Annotated in this window: 16 protein-coding genes; 4 read left to right on the top strand and 12 right to left on the bottom strand. The window is 41.5% G+C overall.

Going from position 1 to position 25,055, the window contains the following annotated elements:
* Positions 1-37 precede the first annotated feature (37 nt).
* The 4 genes from LV85_RS11250 to LV85_RS11235 all read left to right on the top strand — a co-directional run bounded on the left by LV85_RS11250 (position 38) and on the right by LV85_RS11235 (position 8,436).
* The gene (locus LV85_RS11250) at positions 38-2,422 is read left to right on the top strand and encodes an ABC transporter permease (protein WP_111319423.1); all 2,385 of its coding nucleotides are present in this window, start codon (positions 38-40) and stop codon (positions 2,420-2,422) included.
* A gap of 133 nt (positions 2,423-2,555) precedes the next feature.
* A complete protein-coding gene (locus tag LV85_RS11245) occupies positions 2,556-4,964 on the top strand; it encodes an ABC transporter permease (protein ID WP_111319421.1) in 2,409 nt (802 codons plus the stop codon).
* Positions 4,965-5,602: 638 nt separating this feature from the next.
* Positions 5,603-5,884, top strand: coding sequence for a hypothetical protein (locus LV85_RS11240; protein ID WP_086498493.1), 282 nt, complete (start codon positions 5,603-5,605; stop codon positions 5,882-5,884).
* A gap of 137 nt (positions 5,885-6,021) precedes the next feature.
* The gene (locus tag LV85_RS11235; RefSeq protein WP_111319419.1) at positions 6,022-8,436 is read left to right on the top strand and encodes an ABC transporter permease; all 2,415 of its coding nucleotides are present in this window, start codon (positions 6,022-6,024) and stop codon (positions 8,434-8,436) included.
* Positions 8,437-8,503: 67 nt separating this feature from the next.
* On the opposite strand, the gene purN is transcribed toward LV85_RS11235, so the two are convergent.
* The 12 genes from purN to LV85_RS11175 form a co-directional block, all read right to left on the bottom strand.
* Positions 8,504-9,061 (bottom strand): phosphoribosylglycinamide formyltransferase, encoded by a 558-nt coding sequence (gene purN / locus LV85_RS11230; RefSeq protein ID WP_111319417.1) that lies wholly within the window; start codon positions 9,059-9,061, stop codon positions 8,504-8,506.
* A 320-nt stretch (positions 9,062-9,381) separates the two neighbouring features.
* Positions 9,382-10,623, bottom strand: coding sequence for a glutamate-5-semialdehyde dehydrogenase (locus LV85_RS11225; RefSeq protein ID WP_111319415.1), 1,242 nt, complete (start codon positions 10,621-10,623; stop codon positions 9,382-9,384).
* Entirely contained in the window at positions 10,616-11,698 is a 1,083-nt protein-coding gene (proB, locus tag LV85_RS11220) for a glutamate 5-kinase (protein ID WP_111319413.1), read from the bottom strand. Before proB ends, LV85_RS11225 begins: the two co-directional genes overlap by 8 nt.
* A 164-nt stretch (positions 11,699-11,862) precedes the next feature.
* The gene (locus tag LV85_RS11215; protein WP_111319411.1) at positions 11,863-12,726 is read right to left on the bottom strand and encodes a geranylgeranylglycerol-phosphate geranylgeranyltransferase; all 864 of its coding nucleotides are present in this window, start codon (positions 12,724-12,726) and stop codon (positions 11,863-11,865) included.
* Between the two features lie 177 nt (positions 12,727-12,903).
* Positions 12,904-13,554 (bottom strand): tetratricopeptide repeat protein, encoded by a 651-nt coding sequence (locus tag LV85_RS11210; protein ID WP_158531172.1) that lies wholly within the window; start codon positions 13,552-13,554, stop codon positions 12,904-12,906.
* A gap of 140 nt (positions 13,555-13,694) precedes the next feature.
* On the bottom strand, positions 13,695-14,657 hold the full coding sequence (locus LV85_RS11205) for a carbon-nitrogen hydrolase family protein (RefSeq protein ID WP_111319407.1): 963 nt from the start codon (positions 14,655-14,657) through the stop codon (positions 13,695-13,697).
* A gap of 77 nt (positions 14,658-14,734) precedes the next feature.
* Positions 14,735-15,517, bottom strand: coding sequence for a glycerophosphodiester phosphodiesterase (locus LV85_RS11200; RefSeq protein WP_111319405.1), 783 nt, complete (start codon positions 15,515-15,517; stop codon positions 14,735-14,737).
* A gap of 2,788 nt (positions 15,518-18,305) precedes the next feature.
* On the bottom strand, positions 18,306-18,836 hold the full coding sequence (locus LV85_RS11195; protein WP_111319403.1) for a PRC-barrel domain-containing protein: 531 nt from the start codon (positions 18,834-18,836) through the stop codon (positions 18,306-18,308).
* A 77-nt stretch (positions 18,837-18,913) separates the two neighbouring features.
* Entirely contained in the window at positions 18,914-19,057 is a 144-nt protein-coding gene (locus LV85_RS22060; protein WP_158531171.1) for a hypothetical protein, read from the bottom strand.
* 637 nt (positions 19,058-19,694) lie between these two features.
* A complete protein-coding gene (locus LV85_RS11185) occupies positions 19,695-22,358 on the bottom strand; it encodes a DUF7133 domain-containing protein (RefSeq protein ID WP_111319399.1) in 2,664 nt (887 codons plus the stop codon).
* Between the two features lie 183 nt (positions 22,359-22,541).
* Positions 22,542-23,783, bottom strand: a complete 1,242-nt coding sequence (locus LV85_RS11180) for a hypothetical protein (protein WP_111319397.1) — start codon at positions 23,781-23,783, stop codon at positions 22,542-22,544.
* 39 nt (positions 23,784-23,822) lie between these two features.
* On the bottom strand, positions 23,823-24,959 hold the full coding sequence (locus LV85_RS11175; RefSeq protein WP_245942274.1) for an FG-GAP repeat domain-containing protein: 1,137 nt from the start codon (positions 24,957-24,959) through the stop codon (positions 23,823-23,825).
* Between the last annotated feature and the right edge of the window lie 96 nt (positions 24,960-25,055).

Below are 25,055 nucleotides of genomic sequence, written 5' to 3'. Positions count from 1 at the left end.
AGTTATTTCAATTTTAGAATATTTCAATCTATACACAATGATCAAAACCTACCTCAAAATAGCTTGGCGAAGTATTATTAAAAATAGGCGTACTAGCATAATTAATATTGGTGGGTTAACTGTCGGGCTTGCTACTGCAATTCTAATAGGATTGTGGATTTATGATGAGATTTCATTCGATCGCAATTTTGAAAATTATGAGAATATAGCTCAGGTTAGGTTGAATCAAACCTACGATGGGGAGATTAGAACTGGTGAAAATCAGGCTTTGCAGCTAGGAGATGTTCTACGCAATGATTTCGGAGAGAATTTTAAGCATGTCGTCATGTCTTCAGGTATTCGAACTCCAGTTTTTTCATTTGAGTCTAAGCCCATAATCACCTCAGGTGCTTATATGGAAGCTTCAGCACCTGAACTTTTATCATTGGAAATGAGCAATGGAAGTCGGGAAGGTTTACAAAATATCAATGGTATTCTGTTTTCAGAATCAGCAGCTTTGAATTTGTTCGGAGATCAGAACCCTCTTGGCAAAACGGTGAAAGTTGATAATAAACTTGAGCTGGAAGTGACTGGTGTTTACAAGGATTTACCTCCAAATTCTTTCAATGAGCTCGATTTTATTGCCTCCTGGGATATGATGGTGAAAGGCGAAAACTTAAAAGAAAGAGTTGGCTGGGGAAATAACTGGTTTTTCACTTATGTACAATTGAATGAGCAAGTGGATATTAATCATGTTTCGCTAGCAATAAAGGATATCAAAAGAAACCATATTGATCTGGAAACAGCTGATAGAATCCAGCCTGAACTCTTTCTTAATCCTATGAATAATTGGCATCTATATTCCAAGTTTGAGAATGGGGTAAGTGTAGGAGGAAGGATTGATTTTGTGTATCTCTTTGGTGTTATTGGAGCTTTTGTGCTTTTCTTGGCCTGCATCAATTTTATGAACTTGAGCACGGCGAGTTCAGCCAAAAGGGCACAAGAAGTTGGATTGAGAAAGGTGGTAGGATCTAGTAGAGCACAGCTGATTGCTCAGTTTATGAGTGAATCTATATTGGTCAGCTTATTTGCATTTTTAGGATCATTACTCGTGGTTCAACTAGCTCTGCCTTGGTTCAATGAGGTTTCTGACAAGCAAATTTCTATACCTTGGACTAGTGTTACTTTTTTGCTGGCTGGAATAGGTTTCACGATATTCACTGGTATCGTTGCGGGCAGTTATCCAGCATTTTATTTATCATCTTTTCGACCGATCCGTGTTCTAAAAGGAGCATTTATAGCAGGTAGATTTGCAGCTATTCCTAGAAAAGCGCTAGTAGTTGTTCAATTTGTGGTATCAGTTATCTTGATCATAGGCACTCTTATCGTTCAGCAGCAAATAAATTTTGCAAAGGACAGACCGGTAGGATATGAGAAAGAAGGATTGATGACTGTAGAGATCAGAACAGAAGATTTAAAGGATCATTTCGAGGCTCTTCGTCAAGAATTGAAAGCAACCGGAGCAGTTGAGGAGATATCGCTTTCGCAGCAACAGATTACTGATGTTTGGAATAATAACAGTGGCTTTGATTGGGAGGGGAAGGATCCCGCCATGCAGGATGTAGTGTATACCAGTGCAGTCAATCATGAGTTTGGAAAAACCGTGGGATGGGAAATCATTGAAGGGAGAGACTTCTCACGCGACTATGCTTCTGATACCGCGGGATTTATTTTGAACCGTGCGGCAGTGGAATACATGGGATTTGGGGATGATCCAATTGGCAAAACAATCAAAGCTTTTGATAGAACTTATGCTGTGATCGGAGTAGTAGAAAATACAGTGAGTAAATCCCTTTATGAATCGAATCAACAGACCGCATTTTACATAGATAGTTTTGATAGATCTGGGATAATCAATGTGAAATTGAATTCTGCGGTAGGTATTTCAACAGCACTGGCCGAGGTCGAGGCTGTTTTCAAGAAATACGATCCGGGCTCTCCTTTTGAATTTAGCTTTGCCAGTGAAGATTTCGCCAAGAAATACGCATTTGAGGAAAGGATCGGCAAGTTGACAGGGGCTTTTACTATCATAGCTTTATTAATCTCGTGCCTAGGTTTATTCGCGCTTGCCTCATTCGTAGCAGAGCAGCGGACCAAAGAACTGGGAATTCGCAAAGTGCTCGGTGCATCCACCGTTCATCTTTGGGAAATGCTAACAAAGGAGTTTGTGCTATTAGTGCTTATTTCTTGTGCCATAGCTATCCCTATTTCCTATAGGTATTTGTCTGGATGGTTGGAACAGTTTCAATATAGAACTCCGCTGTATTGGTGGGTTTTTGTGGGCGCTGGAGCCGGAGCGATGGGGATTACTTTGCTGACTGTCAGTTTCCAGTCGATCAAAGCTGCACTGATGAATCCGGTGAAGAGCTTGAAGAGCGAATAGTAAGTATTTAGTATCAAGATAAAAGAGTTAATAGTTAAGCAACAGTGGAATAGCGGAAACAGAGTTTTCCAATCCGCCACGGCGGACAAGTTCTTTCAATTTTAGAATATTTCAATCCTTCAATACAAATCTCATGTGGATTAACTACCTAAAAATCGCCTTTCGAAATCTGAGAAAAAATAAGCTTTTCTCCTTTCTAAATATTGCCGGTCTTTCCATTGGGATGGCTGTCTGCATATTGATCCTATTGTTTGTGAATTATGAGCGGGATTTTGATTCCCTTCACACTAAAAATATTTACAGACTGAATGAGGTTCAGAACTGGGAAGGGATGGTAGCTCCACAAAAGGTGGCTTTATCCATGTATCCAATGGCCCCCACCTTACTGGACGAATTCCCTGAGGTCACTAACTTTACTCGTGTGACAGGTAGAGGTGAAATGCGGTTGAGATATGATCAAAAGCAGGTTGTGTTGGCTACATCACTCGCAGCTGATTCGACTTTCTTTGAAATTTTTGATTTCAAAATGATAGCAGGAGATCCGGTCACGGCCTTGAAAGAACCAAATAGTCTTGTGCTGACTACCGAAAGTGCGGAAAAGATTTTTGGAAACGATACAGCACTAGGAAAGGTGCTTTCCGTAGCAAATCAGGATAGTACTTTTTTCACAGTTACAGGAGTTATAGACAATATCCCGGATAATTCACATCTACAATTTGAAGGATTAGTATCCCTTGGCACCTTTGCAGGTCCAGCGGCTATGGACAACTGGGGCGGCAATTGGCTAACGACCTATCTTGAACTTGGCGAAGACTCTGATATTGACGCTATGGAAGCGAGATTTCCTGATTACCTGACTTCGCACATGGGGGAAGATGGTGCAGCTGGCTATGAACTGTTTCTTCAGCCCTTAAGTGATGTACATGCCAATTCTACTGACATCACACATGATTACATCAACTTCCAGAAATTTGACGGAGCCTACACTCGAATATTTTTCTACATAGCTCTGATTGTTCTCTTTATCGCTGCGATAAACTTCGTGAATCTGTCTTCCGCCAAATCCATCAGTAGGGCCATGGAGATCGGTGTGCGAAAAGCTTCAGGAGCTTCCAAAACTCAATTATACTTGCAGTTTATCGGGGAGTCAATACTGATAAGTCTGATCGCTATGGCTTTTGCAGCCATTTTTGTGTCACTGGCACTGCCATTTCTCAATCAATTTTCTCAGCGACAGTTGGAGTTCCCTTTGTTTAGGGAGCCTTTATTTCTTGGGGGAATGCTAATAGGAGCTATAATAGTAGGAGTACTTTCAGGTCTGTATCCTGCACTTTATCTTTCTAGTTTTAATCCGGTGAAAGTATTGAAAGGTTCTCCTGTGACAGGGAAGAGGAAAGCTGATTTCAGAAATGTACTGGTAGTTGTTCAGTTTAGCTGTGCTATTTTTCTAATTATTTCTACCCTCTTTGCTTCTCGTCAAGTGAGATTTATGCAGGAAAAAGACCTTGGATTTACCCATGAGCAAATTATTACTATTCCATTTGGGCGAAACTACACTGATCGATATGAAACGCTGAAACAGGAATTGCTTGGCAGTTCGCAGGTACAGGAAGTATCTGCTTCTGGTCAGCGATTGGGAAATAACCTTCATCAGACAGGAATTACATTTCATGGGACAGGACCAGCCGTAAATTTGGCTACATCACAAGTAGTAGTGGATCCCAATTTTCTAGATGTGTATGAGATCGAATTGATAGCGGGACGAAATTTTAACGACAGTGAAGGAGATAATGGAAATACTTATCTGATCAACGAATCTTTAGCGAAGGAGCTTATTCTAAAGGATGGTTCAGACAGGGATATCGAGTCCTTGATTGGTTCTCAATTTGGGTTTAGTGGAATGGACTCGGCTGGGAGGATAGTAGGAGTAGTAAAGGATTTCAACTTTAATTCCCTGCATCATAAAATAGAGACCTTGACCATTTTTAATCAGCGCAATTGGGGCTATGAGGAGTTGTCCGTGAAATTAAGTGGGGAAAATGTACCAGAGGCACTGGCTCAAATTGAGTCTATTTGGAATACGCAGATCCCAGAGCGGGAATTTGAATATCAGTTTTTGGATGATCATTTCACCGAATTATACCGAGCTGATCAGACAGTAAATACTATTGTAGGGATGCTGACACTGCTTTCGATATTGATTTCTTGCCTGGGACTTTTCGGCTTGGTGTCATTCACCATGGAGCAGCGGGTCAAAGAGATTGGTATCCGAAAGGTTTTGGGAGCTTCAGTCGCTACCGTTGTGGCGATACTTTCTAAGGATTTTATTAAACTGGTGTTGATCGCAATCCTGATTGCAATTCCTATTTCCTGGTATGTAGTGGATCGTTGGATTCAGGATTTCGCCTATCGTATTGATATCGAATGGTGGGTATTTGCCATTTCAGGTTTGGTAGCAATCCTGATTGCACTCGCTACGGTGAGTTCACAGGCATTTCGAGCAGCCCTGATGAATCCAGTGAAGAGCTTGAAGAGTGAGTGAGAAAGGAGTGTCAACTAGCAGATTAAAGGTTGTAAGTTTTAAGTAAAGAGGACTGTTCTGACCTACATCATTGAGAATATATTCAATTGCAATAGTAAGCCGCTTAAAATCAGAATTATTATGTTCAGAACCTTCCATGCTTTCTGCGAATCCTTCAGACTCATAACGCAGAAAACAAGCGATAGCGTGCAGAAAAGGATGCTGAGCAGGGTTGTACTCCATCTTCCATGAAGAAATTCGGGAAAGTAACTGTGGAAAATAGCCACTCTCTCGGCTTGTGTAGATCCTAAATCAATCACGTTAAGCCAAAGAACATAGATCGAAACTGGGATAGTTAAGCATGCCAATCCAAAAAGGGTGAAAATCTTGGAGCGGCTTTGATATGGACTTGTCATGATTGAGGCAGAAAGTATTCTCAGTTTCTGAGTATGAACAGGCTTGAAGGTAGGGATTTAGATTCTGTTGACCTTTGCCCATTGGCGGACAAAATTGTTCGTTGGATGTGCTGAATTTAGAGGTTTATGCCTGCATTTAGGCTATTTGAGGGCTTTTTGAATGGCATTGAAATGGTATATAGAAATAATTTGAAAACCAACCCACAATAAATGAATTCACTCTTACCCTAAACACACAAACCCATGAGCCATATAGCCATTCCTATTCCAAACCTCCCTGGCAAACAAAACATAGATATCCAGGTCATCATCAACAATGAGGTAAAGTCACTTCATTACAAAGTGGAATTGTTTTACTGGGACGATTGCCAAAACCCAACTGCACACCGGGCAGATTGCATTTCCGAAATGCTTACTAAGCACGATCCAAACTGGACAGTTTATTACATCGGCGCTCCTACGGATAAGTTTGTGCCGATCACCTTTGTGGATCGTGAGAGTAAAAAGTGGATGCAGGTCAGATGATTCTTCGACTTCGATAATAGCAGGTTTGGGATTTTGGGTTTTGAAAATCAGAAAACATCAAGAATAAGGATTGGGTATTTTTCAATCCGCCAAGGCGGACGAGTTTTCCAATCTTTCAATTTTAGAATTTTATCAAAATGTGGCGAAATATTATAAAAATATCCCTTAGGAATCTGAAAAAGCATAAATCACTTACGGTGATCAATGTGCTGGGAATGGCGGTTGGTCTGGCGGCATGTCTACTGATTGGCTTGTTTATTTTTGATGAATTGGCTTATGATCAGAACATCAAAGACGGTGACCGGATATATCGAGTGGCCTTAGAAACTTCAGAATCAGGCTGGGCGGGAAGTCCTGGTCCGCTGGCGGAAGGATTGAAGAATGACTTTGCCGAAGTGGAGAGTTCTACCCGGATCATGAAGTTCCCAGAGCTCGACCAAATGCTTCTGAAGAGAGAAAGCAATGGGGAAATAACCCAATTTTATGAGACCAAAGGCTACTATGTAGATTCTACTTTTTTAGATGTAATAGACTATGAATTGGTAAGCGGTGTTCCATCTACTGCCTTGAAAGCCCCGAATTCTGTGGTTCTCTCAGCCTCACTTGCCAAGAAGTTTTTTGGAGAAGCTGACCCTTTGAATCAGCCGATTACAATTGGTTTGCCTTTTGGAGATTTTGATTATACCATTACAGGTGTATTTGAAGATAAAAATAGACAGTCACATATAGATGCGAATTTTTTCCTTTCCATGGAAAATAATGACATCGGAAATGCCGTAAAGCGCATGACTAGTTGGGCGGCCAACAATATCTTTTACACCTATGTGAAGCTAAAGCCAAATACAGAATCCACTGTGTTTGAAGCCAAACTACCGGGATTTTTTGACAAGCATGGAGCGGCTGATTTGAAAGCGATGGGAGTGGAGAAAAGCCTGTTTCTACAGCCTATTAAGGATATTTATCTTCATTCAAATGTGGAATATGAACTAGGTACAACTGGCAATATCACGACGCTGTACGTCTTTGGATCTGTGGCAGGATTTATCCTACTAATCGCCTGTATCAACTTCATGAATTTGGCAACGGCTCGTTCTGAAAAGCGATCCAAAGAAGTGGGGATTCGGAAATTGCTTGGAGCAAATAAAAGTGGCTTGGTTCGACAGTTTTTGGGAGAATCCATGCTTATTTCCTTGCTAGGGCTGATTATAGCTTTTCTACTTGCTTCGCTATTGATGCCTTATTTCAATCAATTAACGGGAAAAGAACTCGATTTATATCAAGATACTTATCCTTTGATTGCGATCTTCTTGTTAGCAATTGCCGCAGGTTTGCTTGCTGGTACTTATCCTGCTTTTTTCCTCTCAGCTTTTACTCCAAGTTCTGTTTTGAAAGGAAAATTCAGAGGGAAACTGTCAGGATTTTCACTTCGTCAGGTATTGGTTGTTTTTCAGTTTGCCATCTCGGCTTGTTTGATTTTGATGGTCTTTGTAATCAAAAATCAATTGAGTTTTGTCCAAAGTCAGGACCTTGGATTTTCTAAGGATCAACAACTTATCATTCCGCTTCAGAGTGAAGAAGCTGCTGGGAAATATGAGATTCTCAAGGCAGGATTACTTCAAAATACCAATGTGAATTCGGTGACCATTGCCACTACTTATCCAGGGATCGAGAGTATAGAAAGTATGATGTACTATGCCGATGGACAGCCTAAGGATAGGTTAGTCAATATCACGAATGCCTATGTGGGCGATGACTATTTGGAGACACTAGGATTTACCTTGCTAGAGGGCAGAAGCTTCACGCAAGATTACACTTCAGAATATCCAATGATGATTTTGAATGAGGCAGCGGTAAAGGCTTTGGGTTATCAAGTGGCCGATGTAGTTGGCAAGAAAGCTAATTTCGACTGGAGAGGAAAATTGAATAGTTTGGAGATTGTGGGGGTAGTGAAGGATTTCAATTTCCAAAGTCTGCACAAAGAAATTCAGCCTTATGCCTTTATCAAAGGGAATAATGGAGGTTACCTGATCGCTAATTTTTCAGGAACTAACACCAATGATGTTTTGGCGAATGCGGAATCAGTTTGGCAAAAATCTGATCTCTCAGAGCCATTTGTTTATTCCTTTTTGGATCAGGATTTTCAGCGAAATTATGAGAAGGAAGAGCGAATTGGGAATATTATTATCGCTTTTGCTATGCTCGCGATTTTTATCGCTTGCCTTGGCTTGTATGGTTTGACAGCTTTTATGACAGAGCAGCGCACCAAGGAAATTGGGATTCGCAAAACGATGGGAGCGAGCAATTGGAGGATAGTTACTTTGCTCTCGAGGGATTTTGGCAAGACAGTCTTGCTGGCAATTCTGCTTTCTGTTCCGCTTAGTCTTTACCTGTCCAATGCTTGGTTGGAGAACTTCGCCTTCAAAATCGAATTGAAATGGTGGTACTTTGTACTGACTGGTCTGGTTGCCTTAATGATCGCTATGATTACCGTAAGCTTTCAATCTATCCGAACAGCGCTGATGAATCCTGTGGAGAGCCTGAAGAGTGAGTAAGAAGACACGGTGGTTAGTCTACTGTTTCCACTCTTCTTATTATAGCAAATTAAAGGAGTACGGATACTTATAGTAACCCTTCAATCACCTCAGGAAAATGCTTGTGCTCCAATGCATGTACTTTATCTGCGATAGAATCAGGAGTATCCTCTGAAGTAAGAGGAGTGGAGGCTTGGAAAACGATTCTTCCCTCATCGTAATTTTCATTGACCAAGTGGATAGTGATACCAGTTTCGCTGTCTCCGGCAGCTTTTACAGCTTCATGGACGAAGCTACCGTACATTCCCTTTCCTCCATATTTTGGCAATAATGCAGGATGTATATTTACCATTCGATCTGGAAAAGCTCTGGTCAACTCAACTGGGATTTTCAGTAAAAAGCCAGCCAGAATCACCCAATCAATGTTTTCTTCCTGTAGTTTTTCTAAGAGAACACCAGCGTCCATTTCCTTTCGGGAAAAAGTAAATGTTGGAACCTCGAATTTCTTTGCCCGCTCCAGTACAAAAGCATCAGCCTTATTGGAGGCAACCAATGCAATTTCTGCTATTTCGGAATTCTGGAAATGTTCCATGATTTTTTCAGCATTGCTGCCAGATCCTGAGGCTAAGATTGCGAGACGTTTCAAGGGAATATGTGATTTTGGTGGTCTGATGCGAAATTAAGGCTTATCTCCCGGATAGGTAAATAACCTATGAGGTTTTTTCTGTCAGCGAAGTTTTAATATTCATTTGGTGAATTAGGTTAATTGTCCACAGTCGACAGTCCACATACAACAGAGATCCCATTTTAATTATATAGCCAGATTACCAAAATTGGTTTAGTTTCTATTTGTTAATTTTTGAATCTTCCAATTTTTCAATCTTCAAATCCTTTAATATCGAATGTCCAATGATGAATATTAAACATCGAAGTAGAAAACCAACAACCAAAAACCAGCAACTAATCTCAGCTCCTCACTTGTCCATCACCTCTCACGATCCACTTATAGCTACAAAGTTCTTTCAGCGCCATCGGCCCGCGAGCGTGAAGTTTCTGGGTACTGATACCGATTTCCGCTCCAAGTCCGAATTGGGCTCCGTCGGTGAAAGCTGTAGAAGCATTTGCGTAAACAGCCGCAGCATCTACTTCCAGTAAGAATCGATCAATGGTTTCTTGGTTTTTTGCGACAATTGCCTCAGAATGCTTGGAGGAATAAGTTGCAATATGATCAAGTGCCTCATCGAGATTTGCCACAGTTTTGATGGCTAGTTTGAGTCCGAGAAATTCTGTTCCAAAATGTGATTCGTCAGCTTTTGAAATCAATTTATTGGAATCCAAAGCAGCAAAAGCTTTTTCATCTGCATAAACCTGAACCTTGCTTTCCAGCATAGGTTGGATTAAATCATTTAAGGCTGATAGTTGACTTTCATGAATCACCAGGCAATCCAGTGAGTTGCAGACACTCGGTCTTCGAGTTTTGGCATTGAAGGCAATTTCTTTGGCTTTTTCCAAATCCGCAGATTCATCCACATAAGTATGTACGATTCCTGCTCCTGTTTCTATCACAGGCACTTTTGCATTTTCTCTCACGAAATTGATCAATCCCTGAGAACCACGAGGAATAATTACATCCACAAAACCAACTGCTTCCAACAGTGCTTTGGTCGCTGCTCGATCAGCAGGTAATAGTTGGAAAGCTGAAGTCGGCAATTCATTAAGCTCAAGTACCTGATGGATCAAACTCATAATTGCCCGATTGGAGAAATCAGCATCCGAACCGCCCTTCAGCACGAGTCCGTTACCGGATTTTAGCGCCAGCGTGAATACATCAAAAGTTACATTTGGTCTAGCCTCGTAGATAATTCCTACCACGCCAAGTGGGACGGTAGTTTTCTCCAGAGAAAGTCCGTTTTCCAGGGTTTTGCTTTCCAGTACATGATGCAGAGGACTTGGCAAAGCACTCACTTGAATGATTTCCCCAGCGATATTTTGGATTCGTTCTTCAGTGAGCAATAACCTATCATACATAGGATTATCCTGCTCCATGCGATCCAGGTCTTTTTGGTTTTCTTCTAGGAGAAAATAGGTGTTTTCAACTGCCAAAATAGCCAGATTATGCAAGACCTGGTTGACTTTTTCATTGCTGAGTCCAGTCAGTTTTCTAGCTCCTTTTTTTACTCCTTCAAATATATGTTGGTACTCAGTCATGATCGAAAATATAGAGGTAATCGTAGTGTATTAATGCTTTTTGATTTTTTTGGCCAATGCGCTCATTGGCTACTTTGGAGGAATACTCCGCACGACCTAGCCCGATTTTGTGTTCAGATTCATCGCGTATCAATAAGATGTCGCCCTTGGAGAACTCTCCTTCGAGTTTAATAATTCCTATTGGCAAAAGACTTCGGATCACTTCGGCAGTTAGTGAGCTTTTCGCACCTTCATTGATTGTAACTTCCCCCACGTAATACTGTTCACCGTGAGCTAGCCATTTCTTCGCACCATGCTTAGCTTTCTGTGGTTCAAACCAAGTGCATCGCAAGATTTTGTCAGCAAATTCTTTCAAAACATTCTCTCGCTTGCCATTGGCGATAATCACTTGTATGCCAAGATCAGCCGATTTCTTAGCCATAGCGTATTTGGTGAGCATGCCTCCTCGCCCGAAAGAAGACTTGGAAGCTGATATGTATTTGGAGACTTCTGGCATCTTTGAAGCCACTTTTTGTATGAGTTCCGAGCTAGGATCAGCAGGGTTTCCAGTGAAAATACCATCCACATTTGTCAGCAACATCATCGTGTCTGCATTGATCATCGCAGCGGCTAGACTTGCCAGTTCATCGTTATCGGTGAACATCAGTTCCGTGATCGTGACTGTGTCATTTTCATTGATGATGGGCAAAATACCCTGTGAAAGCAAAGCCTGCACACAGTTTTTCATGTTCAGAAAATGCTTTCGGTCACGAAAATCCTCTTTGGTTACCAGGATTTGTGCGACGGGTTGGTTATGCGTTTCGAAGAAGTTTTGGTATTGATTGATCAGGCGGATTTGCCCTGTGGAAGCCCAGATCTGTTTTTTGATTACAGGATTGAGTTTCTCTGGAAGTGGGATGGCTTGTCTCCCAAAAGCTACTGCTCCTGAGCTTACAAGCACTACTTTCTTTCCATGCGAAATCAAAAACTGTATTTGTTCCACAAGTTTTTCCATGCGCTCCAAATCAGGAAGTCCATTTTCCTGAGTCAGAACATTCGACCCGATCTTGATTACAAGTAATTTGCTGTCTAGCATGATTGAAAAATTTGGGTGAAAATAGGCAAGATGGGGTGGAATAGCTAAAAATGAACGATGAAGTACAGTTTATGGTGCGAACTTCTTCATTCATTATTTCTCATTCGTCATTCGATATTTAATTTTAATAATGAATGATGAACGTGTAATGTCGAATAATGAAGTTAAAGGAGCCCCATACTGATCGTTCCCACAAGCATCAAGACCTTAGCCATGGTGCTGAGTTTAGTGAAATGATCTTTGCGATCAGCCATATAGATTCGGTACATGAAATAGCTGAAAAAGATACCCAATCCTCCAAAATAGATAAAAATCATGGGGCGATTTAATTTGAAGGTCACCACTAATATTGCGCATACGAATATTGCAGCAATTAGGAAAATAACCGCTTTAGTCTTGCGGAAACCAAGTACAATTGGGAGTGTACGACAACCGTGTTTTCTGTCTCCTTGTCGATCTTCTATGTCTTTGATGATCTCACGGATTAGGTTGAGGAAAAAGGCGAATATGGCGTAAGTCAGCACTAGGAGTTCTGATTTTTGAAAATAATACCCAATCAAGTAAATGGAAATGCCCGTGAGTAATGCCACGGTGAAATTCCCTATAAATGGCTCTCTTTTGAGTTGGTTGCTGTAGAGCCAAAGTAGAAAGGCTGCGACGAAATTGATTAAAGCAATGCTTGGACTTACAAGCAGGCCTAGTCCGATGGCTGTAAAATTCAGAACAGTATGTAGAAATATGACTACACGTCTTTTGATGCCTTTGCCTACTACCACATTCTGAGGTCGATTGACATAGTCGATTTTGACATCGTAATAGTCATTGATCATATAACCAGCTGCGGTGATCAGCATGGTAGAAAATACAATCAAATAAAGCTTATAATCCTGAAGAGCTGGTAAACCTGAATTGGTAGTTCCGACCAAAAAATAGGCCGTCATCAACTGCGCGAATCCCACCATCAGCAGATTGATGGGTCTACTGATCCGAAATAGTCCCCGAATGGATATGGTTCTTTCCGCAGTCATGGTATGCATACGTCAAAAATAGATTCAATTCCTTTCACATCTAGGGAAATAGCTAGGTATGTGCGAATTAAAAGGTTTTTTAAGATACAGTTTTAACCGCGGTGGGCACGAAGGTTGTGCGGAGGGCGCTAGTTTTTTGAAGAGCAATTACCTGAAATGCCAGTTTAGTAATTCAAATTAATTACAAAAATCATCTATCAAAATGGAAGCCTGATTCATACCTAGTTCTACTGCCAATTTCCAATCCTCACAGGCCAATTTTAGATTACCTCTTCTATAGAAACTTCCGCCTCTGTGTACAAAAGCAGATCCAGTCAGGACATCATCGTCTATTGAATTATCAATCACAAATGTGTAATCGTTAATGGCATTTTCGTAATCAAATTCATCATAATAAATATCACCCCTTGTATTATAAGCTTCAATGTAGTTGGGGTTGATCTGAATAGCCTTGTTAATGTCCGAAAGGGCAGAATCATATAAAGCCAACTTCATATAAGATTTTGCGCTACTCTCATAGACTTCTTCAGGGTTTTGATTGTTTTGAATAGAAAGGTTGTAATAAAATGATGAAGAGTCTAGCTGACTTAGTCCATGAAATATTTCGGCCTTTTTTAAATAGTATAAACCCATCTTGTCAGTAAATTCTATTCCTAGGTTAATAGCTTGCAGAGCTTCTTGAAATTGCTCTAATCTAATTAAGTAATTTGCTTTTTTATAAAATAACCTACTATTGGTTGGAGTTAAAACAATAGCATTATCAAGGTGTAAAATAGCCAAATCAAAATCCCCTCTATTACCTTCTAAATCTGATTGACCCTCCTGCATTTTTGACCTTTTTACAGTACAAGAAACTAGAAGTATAGAAAATGATAAGATCAGAATATTCTTTAATGGCATGGGGGTAGTGCAGTTATAAGTGATAGAAATTGAATATATAAAGCTCAAGATAGTCTTCATTTCATGGATTAGTGTTGATTTTCATACTTCACACTCGACTGCCTCTCTCGATTGACATTCAATTGCAACACATCTGGCCGTGAATAATGCCCAACAGCATCAAAGTTTTGCCGCTCTTCCAGCACCCGATTGAAATCCAAGGTCTCTATCAAAAGACCTTCGGTATTTGCGACAGGTTCTAGGATCCACTTACCATCCGGTCCGGCAATGCAGGAACCTCCATCGGCCAAGACTTCAGGAGCATTTTCAAGAATTACATCTAAATGTGGGGTGTCGGCTGGAAAGTCTGATTTACGCATCAAACTGGAAACTGAAATCACAAAAGACCTGCTTTCCTGAGCAATCATACGGGTGATATTTTCTGTATTTCTCACAGCTCCTGGCCAAACTGCGATATGCAGATTTTCGCCCAAACCATACAGTGCTGTCCTTGCTAGTGGCATCCAGTTCTCCCAGCAATTCAAACCTCCGACGGTAAAATCCTTCAGCGGATGAACTTGTAATCCATTTCCGTCTCCTGGAGCCCAAGTCAATCGCTCTTCGAAGGTGGGTTGCAGTTTTCGGTGAACGGATTTAATTTCTCCCTCGGAATTGATATATACCAAAGAGCAATAAATGCTGTGTGCACCTCTGTCAATTGGTCTTTCAATAATTCCCAAGTAGATAGCGATTTTGAGCTTTTTGGCCATGTCCTGAATCTCAAGCAAATCACCACTTTCGATCTGAATGGCATTTCTTAGGTAATGCGCGTGGATTTCCTTTTGAATTTTATTATCCCAAGCAGTACCATTCGTCATCGACAGCCAAAATGGATAACCCGGCACTAAACCTTCTCCGAAAACAACCAGTTCACAACCTTGAGCTGCTGCTTCTGTAATGCTTGTTTTTACTTTTTCCAGTGTGGCAGCCTTGTCCAGCCAAACGGGTGAAATTTGGGCCAGTGCGACTTTCAGAAGATTGGAGGAGTTCATGGGATTCAAGTTTGATCGGAAATTACCAGAAAGAGGTATCCAATCAAAATCGAGCTCCTGCAGAGGTAGCAGCTTTTTTACTTGCGTTCCTCGATAAGCTTAAATAATAGCTCAGGCTCATCGGTAGTGATGAAATCTGGGTTTTGATCTAAAAGCCAGTTCAAATCTTCAACCGAATTTACCGTCCAAGCATTTACAGTCAAGCCCATTTCTTGTGCTTCTTTGATCCATTGTGGATTCTTTTTGAGTAGATTGATATTGTAGTCAAAGCCAAAAAAACCAGCTTCCTTCAATTCAGCAGGTGTTTTGTTGCCAGTGAGGTAAGCTACATTCGCTTTTGGATCCATTTCGATTACTTTCAAACCTCCTTCGTAGCTGAAGGTAATGTAGTCCACCCACTTTTCAGCTTTCATTTTTTTTACCGCCTGTACTGATTTTTCTGCAACTTCCACACTTCGCTCAACAGATATTTTGGAAGGTTTGATTTCGAAAATCAGCTTTGTTCCTTTTTGTTTTTTACCGGCTTTGAGGTATTCTTCAACTGTAGAGAGCTTTTCACCATTTTCATGTTTCTTAGTCAAAAGCTCCTCGTAGGTGGAGGTTTCTACGTCCATTCCTTCGAAGTCAGCATCGTGATTCACAACTAACACCCCATCAGAAGTCATCCACACATCAAACTCAGAACCTTCACAGCCTAGGTCTACGGCTTCCTTCAGTGAGGCTATGGAATTCTGGGGATGGGCTTGAGCTTTCCATGCACCACGGTGGGCAATTACTTTATTCTTGTCAAAAGACTTTTGCGCAAAAGAAGCTGTGCTGACTAATAAAAAAGTAACAAGAGTGACGAGAAGGCTTTTCATTATGTAGGGGTTTAGTATGATAACTAGCTTTTCAAAAATAAAAAATCGAGTGGTATGAACTGTCCCGTTTGTAAGAATTCATGAAAACATAATCACTAAGGCAGGGGATGCGGTGGGAATTGGCTCGCTACGACGCAACGAAAAAGGTTTTTTGCCTTGGTCATTGAATTTGAAAATTGGTCATTGATTATTGTTTCTCCCGCCAGGCGCAAAGTCTCAAAGAAATACGCCAGGGCTTCCCTTTAAAGGTTCATCGCCTAAACTTTACGGAACCCTTCTTTAACACATTTGAAGTTTTGTCCCAGCGGGACAACTGGTCTGTAGGTAATAATCATAGAAGAATGTTTCCTCGTTCCGAAGGAACGAATGCTGGTCTTTTATCATGAGACGTTCTTATGGAACGTGGCATCTTTATTTATTCCACAATGCTACAAACGAATCGTTCCTACGGAACGGTAATGTTTAGGACACTGAACTCGAACACCGTTGATTGATCATTTTTTAGCACCGTCCAGCTTCTGGAGAAGCAGGACAACTCTAGCTTGTGGCCTCCTGCGTTAACCTCCGTGTCCTCTGTGGTATTAAAAAAACCTAGGAATAGATAAAGATTTGTCCTAGCGGGACAACTGGTCTGTAGCTAATAATCATAGAAGAATGTTTCCTCGTTCCGTAGGAACGAATGGTGACCTATTATGACGAGACGTTCTTATGGAACGAGGCCTCTTTATTTATTCCACAATGCTACAAACGAATCGTTCCTACGGACCGAAAATGCTTAGGATACTGAGCTCGAACACCGTTGATTGATCATTTTTTAGCACCGTCCAGCTTCTGGAGAAGCAGGACAACTCTAGCTTGTGGCCTCTGCGTTAACCTCCGTGTCCTCTGTGGTATTAAAAAAACCTAGGAATAGATAAAGATTTGTCCCAGCGGGACAACTGGTATGAAGCTGATTATCGTAGAAGAATGTTTCCTCGTTCCGAGGGAACAGATGATGGCTTTTTATCATGAGACGTTCCTATGGAACGAGGCATCTTTATTTATTCCATCATTTTACATACGAATCGTTCCTATGGAACGGTAATTCTTAGGACACTGAGCTCAACACCTTTGATTGATCATTTTTCAGCACCGTCCAGCTTCTGGAGAAGCAGGACAACTTTAGCTTGTGGCTTCTGCGTTAACCTTCCTGTCCTCCGCGGTATTAAAAAAACCTTGGAATAGAGAAGGTTTTGTCCCAGCGGGACAACTGGTATGAAGCTGATTATCGTAGAAGATTGTTTCCTCGTTCCGTAGGAATGGATGGTGGCCTATTATCACGAGACGTTCCTATGGAACGAGGCATCTTTATTAATTCCACAATGCTACAAACGAATCGTTCCTACGGACCGAAAATGCTTAGGATACTGAGCTCGAACACCAATGATTGATCATTTTTTAGCACCGTCCAGCTTCTGGAGAAGCAGGACAACTCTAGTTTGTGGCCTCTGCGTTAACCTCCGTGTCCTCTGTGGTATTAAAAAAACCTTGGAATAGAGAAGGTTTTGTCCCAGCGGGACAACTGGTCTGTAGCTGATTATCGTAGAAGAATGTTTCCTCGTTCTGTAGGAACGAATGGTGACCTATTATGACGAGACGTTCTTATGGAACGAGGCATCTTTATTTATTCCACAATCCTACAAACGAATCGTTCCTTCGGAACGGAAATGCTTAGGATACTGAGCTCGAACACCTTTGATTGATCATTCATTAGCACCGTCCAGCTTCTGGAGAAGCAGGATAACTCTAGCTTGTGGCCTCTGTGTCAACCTCTATGTCCTCCGCGGTATTAAATAAAATCATGGAATAGAGGAGGTTTTGTCCCAGCGGGACAACTGGTTTATAGATGATTTTCGAAAGTTTATTTCATCGTTCCATAGGAACGAATGGTGGTCTTTTATCACGAGACTTTCCTATGGAACGAGGCATCTTTATTTATGCCACAGTGCTACAAACGAATCATATCTACTGAACGGAAATGCTTAGGATACTGAGCTCGAACATCGTTGATTGATCATTTTTTAGCACCGTCCAGCTTCTGGAGAAGCAGGACAACTCTAGCTTGTGGCCTTCTGCGTTAACCTCCGTGTCCTCTGTGGTATCAAAAAAACCTTGGAATAGAGAAGGTTTTGTCCTAGCGGGACAACTTGTCTGTAGCGAATAATTATAGAAGAATGTTTCCTCGTTCCGAAGGAACGGATGGTGGCTTTTATCATGAGACGTTCCTATGGAACGAGGCATCTTTATTTATTCCACAATGCTACAAACGAATCGTTCCTACGGAACGGTAATTCTTAGGACACTGAACTCGAACACCGTTGATTGATCATTTTTTAGCACCGTCCAGCTTCTGGAGAAGCAGGACAACTCTAGCTTGTGGCCTCTGCGTTAACCTCCATGTCCTCTGTGGTATTAAAAAAACCTAGAATTGATAAAGATTTGTCCCAGCGGGACAACTGGTCTGTAGCTAATAATCATAGAAGAATGTTTCCTCGTTCCGAAGGAACGAATGCTGGTCTTTTATCATGAGACGTTCCTATGGAACGAGGCATCTTTATTTATTCCACAATGCTACAAACGAATCGTTCCTACGGACCGAAAATTCTATTGGTCTAGCGTAGGACTCCCCGGATTTCGCACCTGTGAGGTGATAGGGCAACTGTTCTTTAGCAGAATTCAAAAGACCTAATTCTAACAAAAAAGGCTAACCCCTGTCGGATTAGCCTTGATGGTTTTTGTTGGTTTGATCTTATAATAGTGGGTTACCGCCTCTACGAATGTCGGACTGCCTATCGCCACGGTGATCTGCTTCTAAGAAACCATCACCATATCTCTCGTCCCGTATACGTTGAGAATCTACATCGAAACGATCTTGATCATCGTAATATGCTCTTTTTTCCAAATCGTATCTTCCGTATAAGCTGCGATCTTCTGCACTGTAATAGCTACGTACTGTATGAACGAATTCGCCTTGAGGGGTAGTTGGCCATTGATCACTGTCAAAGCCAGGAGCATTTTCCAAGGTTTCTTTCGTTTCCTTCACCATGATTACATCGTCCTGGTGGGGATGGAAATTAAAGGATTCTGCAGGTAAAGCCAGAAGCTTAGAGCCTAGGTTTAGAAATCCTTCATCGACCTTTAGCACCACATAATCAATTTGAAATGTGGATGTGTTAAGTACAATGTCTTTAATGGAGCCTACAGATTCGTCCCTTGCAGTTTTTACTTTGTAAGATATTGCATCTGAGACACTAAGCTGATAATTATTTGAAATGTTCATGTTGATAGTTGGTTAAGTGAGTTAATCATTTGACTTATATTATCCCAGATTTGTGCCAAGTCATTATATCGCCCTCATCATACTTTAAAGCTATTTTGGTGCTCTATGTCTGTGAAAACCTTCCCCTTTGGTAGAATGAATTTCCATAAGTTGGGTAATGCATTGATGATTTTTCTGGTAAGGTTTTCAGCAAACCTGCAGAGTTCTTCTTCCTTGATCATTGAAATTGGTTTGTGGCTGATTGTGGGAAGTTTAATTCATCGTTCCATAGGAACGAATGGTGGTCTTTTATCACGAGACGTTCCTATGGAACGAGGCATCTTTATTTATGCCACAATGCTACAAACGAATCGTTCCTACGGAACGGTAATGTTTAGGACACTGAGCTCGAACACCTTTGATGATCATTTTTTAGCTCATCCAGCTTCTTGAGAAGCAGGACAACTTTAGCTTGTGGCCTCTGCGTTAACCTTCGTATCCTCCGCGGAATCATGGAATGGAGGAGGTTTTGTCCCAGCGGGACAACTGGTTTGTAGCTGATTTTCGAAAGTTTATTTCATCGTTCCATAGGAACGAATGGTGGTCTTTTATCACGAGACGTTCCTATGGAACGAGGCATCTTTATTTATGCCACAATGCTACAAACGAATCGTTCCTACGGAACGGTAATGCTTAGGACACTGAGCTCGAACATCGTGATTGATCATTTTTTAGCTCAGTCCAGCTTCTGGAGAAGCAGGACAACTTTAGCTTGTGGCCTCTGCGTCAACCTCCGTGTCCTCCGCGGAATTAAAAAAAAAACACCTTGAGATTCTATAATCCCAAGGTGTTTTGATATGCTGAAAAACTCGTTGCTCCTTACTTCTGCTGTTGCAAATAGGTAATCAAGGATGCAAGTTCTTCATAAGAAAGTGAATTAACCAAGCCTGGAGGCATCATGGAGGTTTCCATAATCTTACGGGTTTTGATCGTGCTTTTGTCCAGTTTGGTAGCTGTACCCGTGATGTCCTGAAGAACTACTTCGTCGGCAGTCTCTGCAGTCACGAAGCCCATATAGCTCTTGTCGTCATTAGTGCCAATCAATACAGAAGCAAATCCCTGTGAGATAGAAGCGTTTGGCTTCAGGATAGACTCGGTGATCTGGGAACGGTTCATGATCGAGCCGATCTGACCCATAAATGGACCTTTCAGCGGCTGACCTTTCTCAATACTGTGACAAGCCACACAACCTTGGCTAGTGAAAAGCGCTTTTCCTTTGATCGGATCTCCTTTGAGATCTTGCACTGCGATCATCACATCTTCGATAGAGGAAGCACCAACCTGCCCTTTTTTGCTCTTGATTTTCTCCAAATCAACTTCAGTTTCTTGGATTACCAAGTTGGATTGTTCTTCACCAAATTCCTCGATATCCATTCTATTTCGCTCGTTAAGCTCAGCGAAGAATTGTCTTTTCGTAGGGTCATCTTGCGCATTACGCTCACCTACCAAGAAGTCTTTGATCTTGTCAGAAGATTCCCAAGTGATGGCTTTGTAATAAGGGCCATGCGTGTCTGGGCGAGTTCCCCACCACCATGAACCGTCATAAGGAGCTTCCTTCTTGTACAACCTAGAAAGTGTACCCAAGATCTCTGCTTTCAACTTCATGTTATCCGTGGCGCCATAAGCTTTGATCAATCCATCTACAGCTTTTGCATCATGCATGTAGCGCAAAGTCCAAAGGGCGATTTTTGAGTTATCAGTACCAATAGCATCCACTGCAGCATCTACTGCATTCAATGAAACCAAAGATTTCACAGCTATGTGTGGAAGAATGATAGCGGAATTAGGGGTAGCATGTGGTCCTTCAGTGCCTTTTTCTGGCTGCTTGAAAGAATTAGGAACGCTAACTTTTAATAACTCTTCAGCTGCTTCTGGATTTCCGATTCTTCCCAAAGCCACAATCGCTGCAGATTTAACCCTATCATTGGGATCAGTCACACCTTCGATAAATGGATCAAGAGGAACTCCCTGAAGACAGGTTTTGCGATCTGCTAAAGCGCGTAATGCAAATTCTCTGATTTTTTCCTCCTGGCTCAATTTTACCAATTCACCATTACCGCTTTCGCAGGTAGCCTGTGCATAGGTATAAATACCAGCTACTCTTGCTTCTAATGATAATGTTTTGTCAGTTGCCACAGAAAGAGCTGCTGCCCCAGCTTCGTCCGGGAAGCGGGTAAGTAATTCTCGTTGTGCGTGGAAACGCGAAACTGAATTATTAGCTTTTAGCAAGGCTGTCAATTCTTCAACAGTTGCAGTTTTCAAGTCAGGGAAAGCTTCGTAAGTCCAGTCCTTAGGAACTACGCGAACTACGTAGCCTTTTTCTTCACTACCAAAATATCCAGCGCCATCCCAAGCAGCAAGAAACATACGACCAGAGCCATCCACATCTAGATCTGAGATCTGTGGAAGTTTGATGAATTCCTCGTCCTGCTGCGTAAAGCCAGGGCCGTCCATAGTGACACGATGGATGTATAACTGGCTTCTGCCCCAATCTGCCATCATTGGCACATGATTGTATTTGGCTGGCCAGCGGTCATCATCCATGAAGTAACTACCGGTACCGGATCCTCCTCCCACATCTACTAGAGCTGGGATGATTTCTTCGGTGAAGTTTTTGAAATAATTTGGATAACCGTACTCCCCAGATTGTGTATAATGAATGAAACGAATGTTCCAGCCACCACCATCATTGGTATTGCCACGGGTATAAATATTCATAAATGGATCAATAGCCACATCATAGATGTTTCTTGTTCCATGGATATACTCTTCCATTTCGGTGCCATCAGGGCGAACACGGACAATACCGCCACCTAGCATGGTCATATGCGTACCGTCTCTATCCACAGCATCTGGGAATCCAAAATCACCTACAGCAATATAGATCCAGCCATCGATACCCATTCGTATACCATTAGTAGAGTGATCGGTACCACGAGAGCGGATAGACTCTGGAGAGGAAATTCCTTCGATCAACATTTTGGCAGGGCCATCAGCGACACCGTCGTTATCCTTATCTTCATAAACTACCAAATTCATTCCTTCTGCTACGCCTGTTTCATCCGAAAATTGAGTGTGTAGCACATAAACCTGGTCTCTCACGGCGATGATGCCACGTGGATTATCCACTTTGACAAACTCGGTATGAGAATCCAACTCCCCGTCATTATTACTATCTACTAGTCGGACAATTGCTCCTTTTCCAGGCTCCTTACCTAGAGAACCCATCATATCAACTCCTACGAATACATTTCCGTTGGGAGAAACTGCCAATGCTGCTGGACTAGGAACGATGTCCGGTCCGGCAAAATTGGTCATGATAAGCTCTGTACTGTCAGCACCATGCTTGGCAGTGTCTAGAGGGTACTGAGGATAGTAATTTGTTAGCTCTTCTAAATCGGCTTTTCTGTTGTCGGGACTTGAGCATCCAACCGCCAGAAAAGAACCAACTAAGGCTAATATTGGGAGTGATATTTTAGACATGCTAAAAATGAAATTATAGGTTTACTTTGTTAGGGTCGCAGTTTGCGCCTCCAAATATATCAGATTCTCTTTTTTAGGAGCATGTTTTTGGCTATTCCTTTGTTCATAGGAATAATTCATTGATAAATGGTGGAAGAAAGTCGATTTGACTTTAGTCCACAATGGATATTGGCATAAAGATTCTTAACGATTAAACGGATATTCATTTACCCAATTAAAGCCGCGCTGCATCAGTAAGTAGTCTGATTTCAGCTTTCTGGTAGTGGTGATATCCATTTTCGTGTCACCCATGGTTACCAGCAATTGATATTCACCTTCAGGATTCTTATGGATCTTAAGGAGGTAAGGATCTTCTTGTTTGCCCCTGCGCACAAAGAATATTTCCCCTTTTTCATTCACGTCCTCTATGGTATAGTAGTGAGAATTTTTACCTGAGGTTTTTACATCCAAACGATTTTGGTCGATCATGATATTTGTCCAGTATACTCCTGTGCTATCGGGAAAATTGTTTTGGGAAAAAGTGTAAGCTCCTTCCCATTCATTTGCCTTTTTCCTCATAAAAGATTGCGACATAAAATGCCCAGTTATCATTAGAATTGGTAACAAACCAGCGAAGAATAACTTTCCTGCGAGCCATAACTTACGTTGTGTTTTTGTTTTCCAGTTAATTCCAGGAGTGAGAAGTCTTGTGGGTTTTTGGAAGATAAAAAAGTCCATCAATACTTTAGCCGAAGGCAAAAGAATCAGGATGGAAAAGAATAGCAGGTGTGAGGACATGAGTTTCACAGGCACATCAAAGCTGAAATTCACCAGCACAATATTCGTAGTGACGGCGATTGCCATCATTGCGCCAAGCACAGTTGTTCTTCGAAATAGCAATAGTAAACCTGCTGTAACCTCTGAAAGTCCCATGAAAATCTTATAGGTATCCGAATAACCAAAGAACCGCCATGCCAATCCCATCGGAGAAGATTCTCCGAAAGTTTGCTCCAAGGAATAAATCCCAGGGCTAGGGAACTGTCCAATCATAAATTTGGATACTCCATAGGATATCAAAATCAATCCTACATAATACCTGGCATAAATCAGTGACCAAGAAAAGAGTTTAGTGACCCAAGGTTTTTTTCTAAAAATGACTAGGACTAAAATAGTTAGAATAAGAGCAATTATGGGAAAACTCAACAGTTCTACATAATTATATGAGGTGTCTCCACTGCCATTCATTTGTGGCTTTTCAAAGTCAGTTTGACCTAATAATTTTTTTCCGATCAGAATGGTGAATTCATCTCTAATCGCCACGAAATATTTCAGAACCAATTCATTGAGATAAGGAATATAGTGGAAAGGAGATGGGAACGAATAGACTACAATGTAAAAAGCGATCCATGTTTTGAGAAGGAGCTTTGGGTTGAAAGTAGACTTCATAGGAGCTAGGTATGAGGTGTGTTGAAAAAGGTAAGGGTTCTATTTTATTTGATTTTCGAAGAGGAAAACCCCATTCTTATTTGCGATGATGATGTCAGGTTTGCCATCCTTATTCATGTCTTCTATCGCGATATTTAGCCCCGCTCCTGAGTCATTGTCTATAATGTGCTCGCGGAAAAATGGCCCTATCATTGGCGTGAATTCTATATAGAACAAATAGGGCGTATCATCATCCCCAGCATCATTACCGTTATGTGCCAAGTATCTTTTGCCAGAAATCATTTCCAGATCACCATCACCATTTAGATCAGCCATTATCGTAGCATGGGTTTGTGAAGTCAGATTGGTGATCAGGTGGGTTTTGAAAGTAGAATCATTTAGTTGCTCCTGCCACCACACGCCCATAGAATGAGCTGAGGCAGAAACCACGTCATTTTTCATATCACCATTTACATCCAATACCTGCATATGCGAAGCTGGTTCGGAAATAAGGACAGGATGGAAAATCCAGTCGGCGGATTTCTGATCTGCTTTACCTTCAAACCAACCTTCCGCGATTACTACATCATTGATTTTGTCGCCATTGATGTCTCCATAACCGAGACCATGTGAAAAGCGGTCTGTTCCCGGGACATTTTCCTCAGAAAGAGCAAAGCGTTTCCATTCCGTTTCTCCTGGTTGGGTAGGAGCTTGAAGCCAGATGATCTGCCTGGTAGCGTAGTCTCCGCATAGGATGTCCAATCTTCCATCTCCATCGATATCGACAAATGCCGGTGATTCAATAGATATCCCAACGGAATCGGCTATGATATGCTTCTGCCAATTGCTGCTCTCTGTTTTTGGGTTTTCAAACCAATAGGCTGGTGTTCCGGGATAGTCAATAATCACTACATCATCCCAGCCATCCAAATTGACATCCATTCCTAAATTCAGGAAGGAATTTGAGTATTCCTCTCTAGGTTTAAATGCCCTAGAAGGCGAGATCTCATGTCTTGTCCAATGGGGAGCTTCAAACCAAAAATATCCTGCAACGATATCCATCTGACCATCCTTATTCAAGTCAGCGACTGCTACTCCTTCGGAAAGAAAGTCACGCGTGATTACAGTTTTTTTAAAATCGGACTTATGTTGATTTTGGCTAAGAGCTGGCTTCGAAAAGACTGAAAGAGCTATCATGCCAATCAATCCTCTGCCAATAATATTAAAAATAGTGCTTTTCATGCTGCTGCGTATTTTAGGTTAAAAATGCTAGAGTGTTCTTGGGTTAAACTT

Source organism: Algoriphagus chordae (genome assembly GCF_003254055.1).
In the GTDB taxonomy this organism is placed as follows: Bacteria; Bacteroidota; Bacteroidia; order Cytophagales; family Cyclobacteriaceae; genus Algoriphagus; species Algoriphagus chordae.
This window is presented reverse-complemented; position numbering and strand designations above follow the sequence as displayed.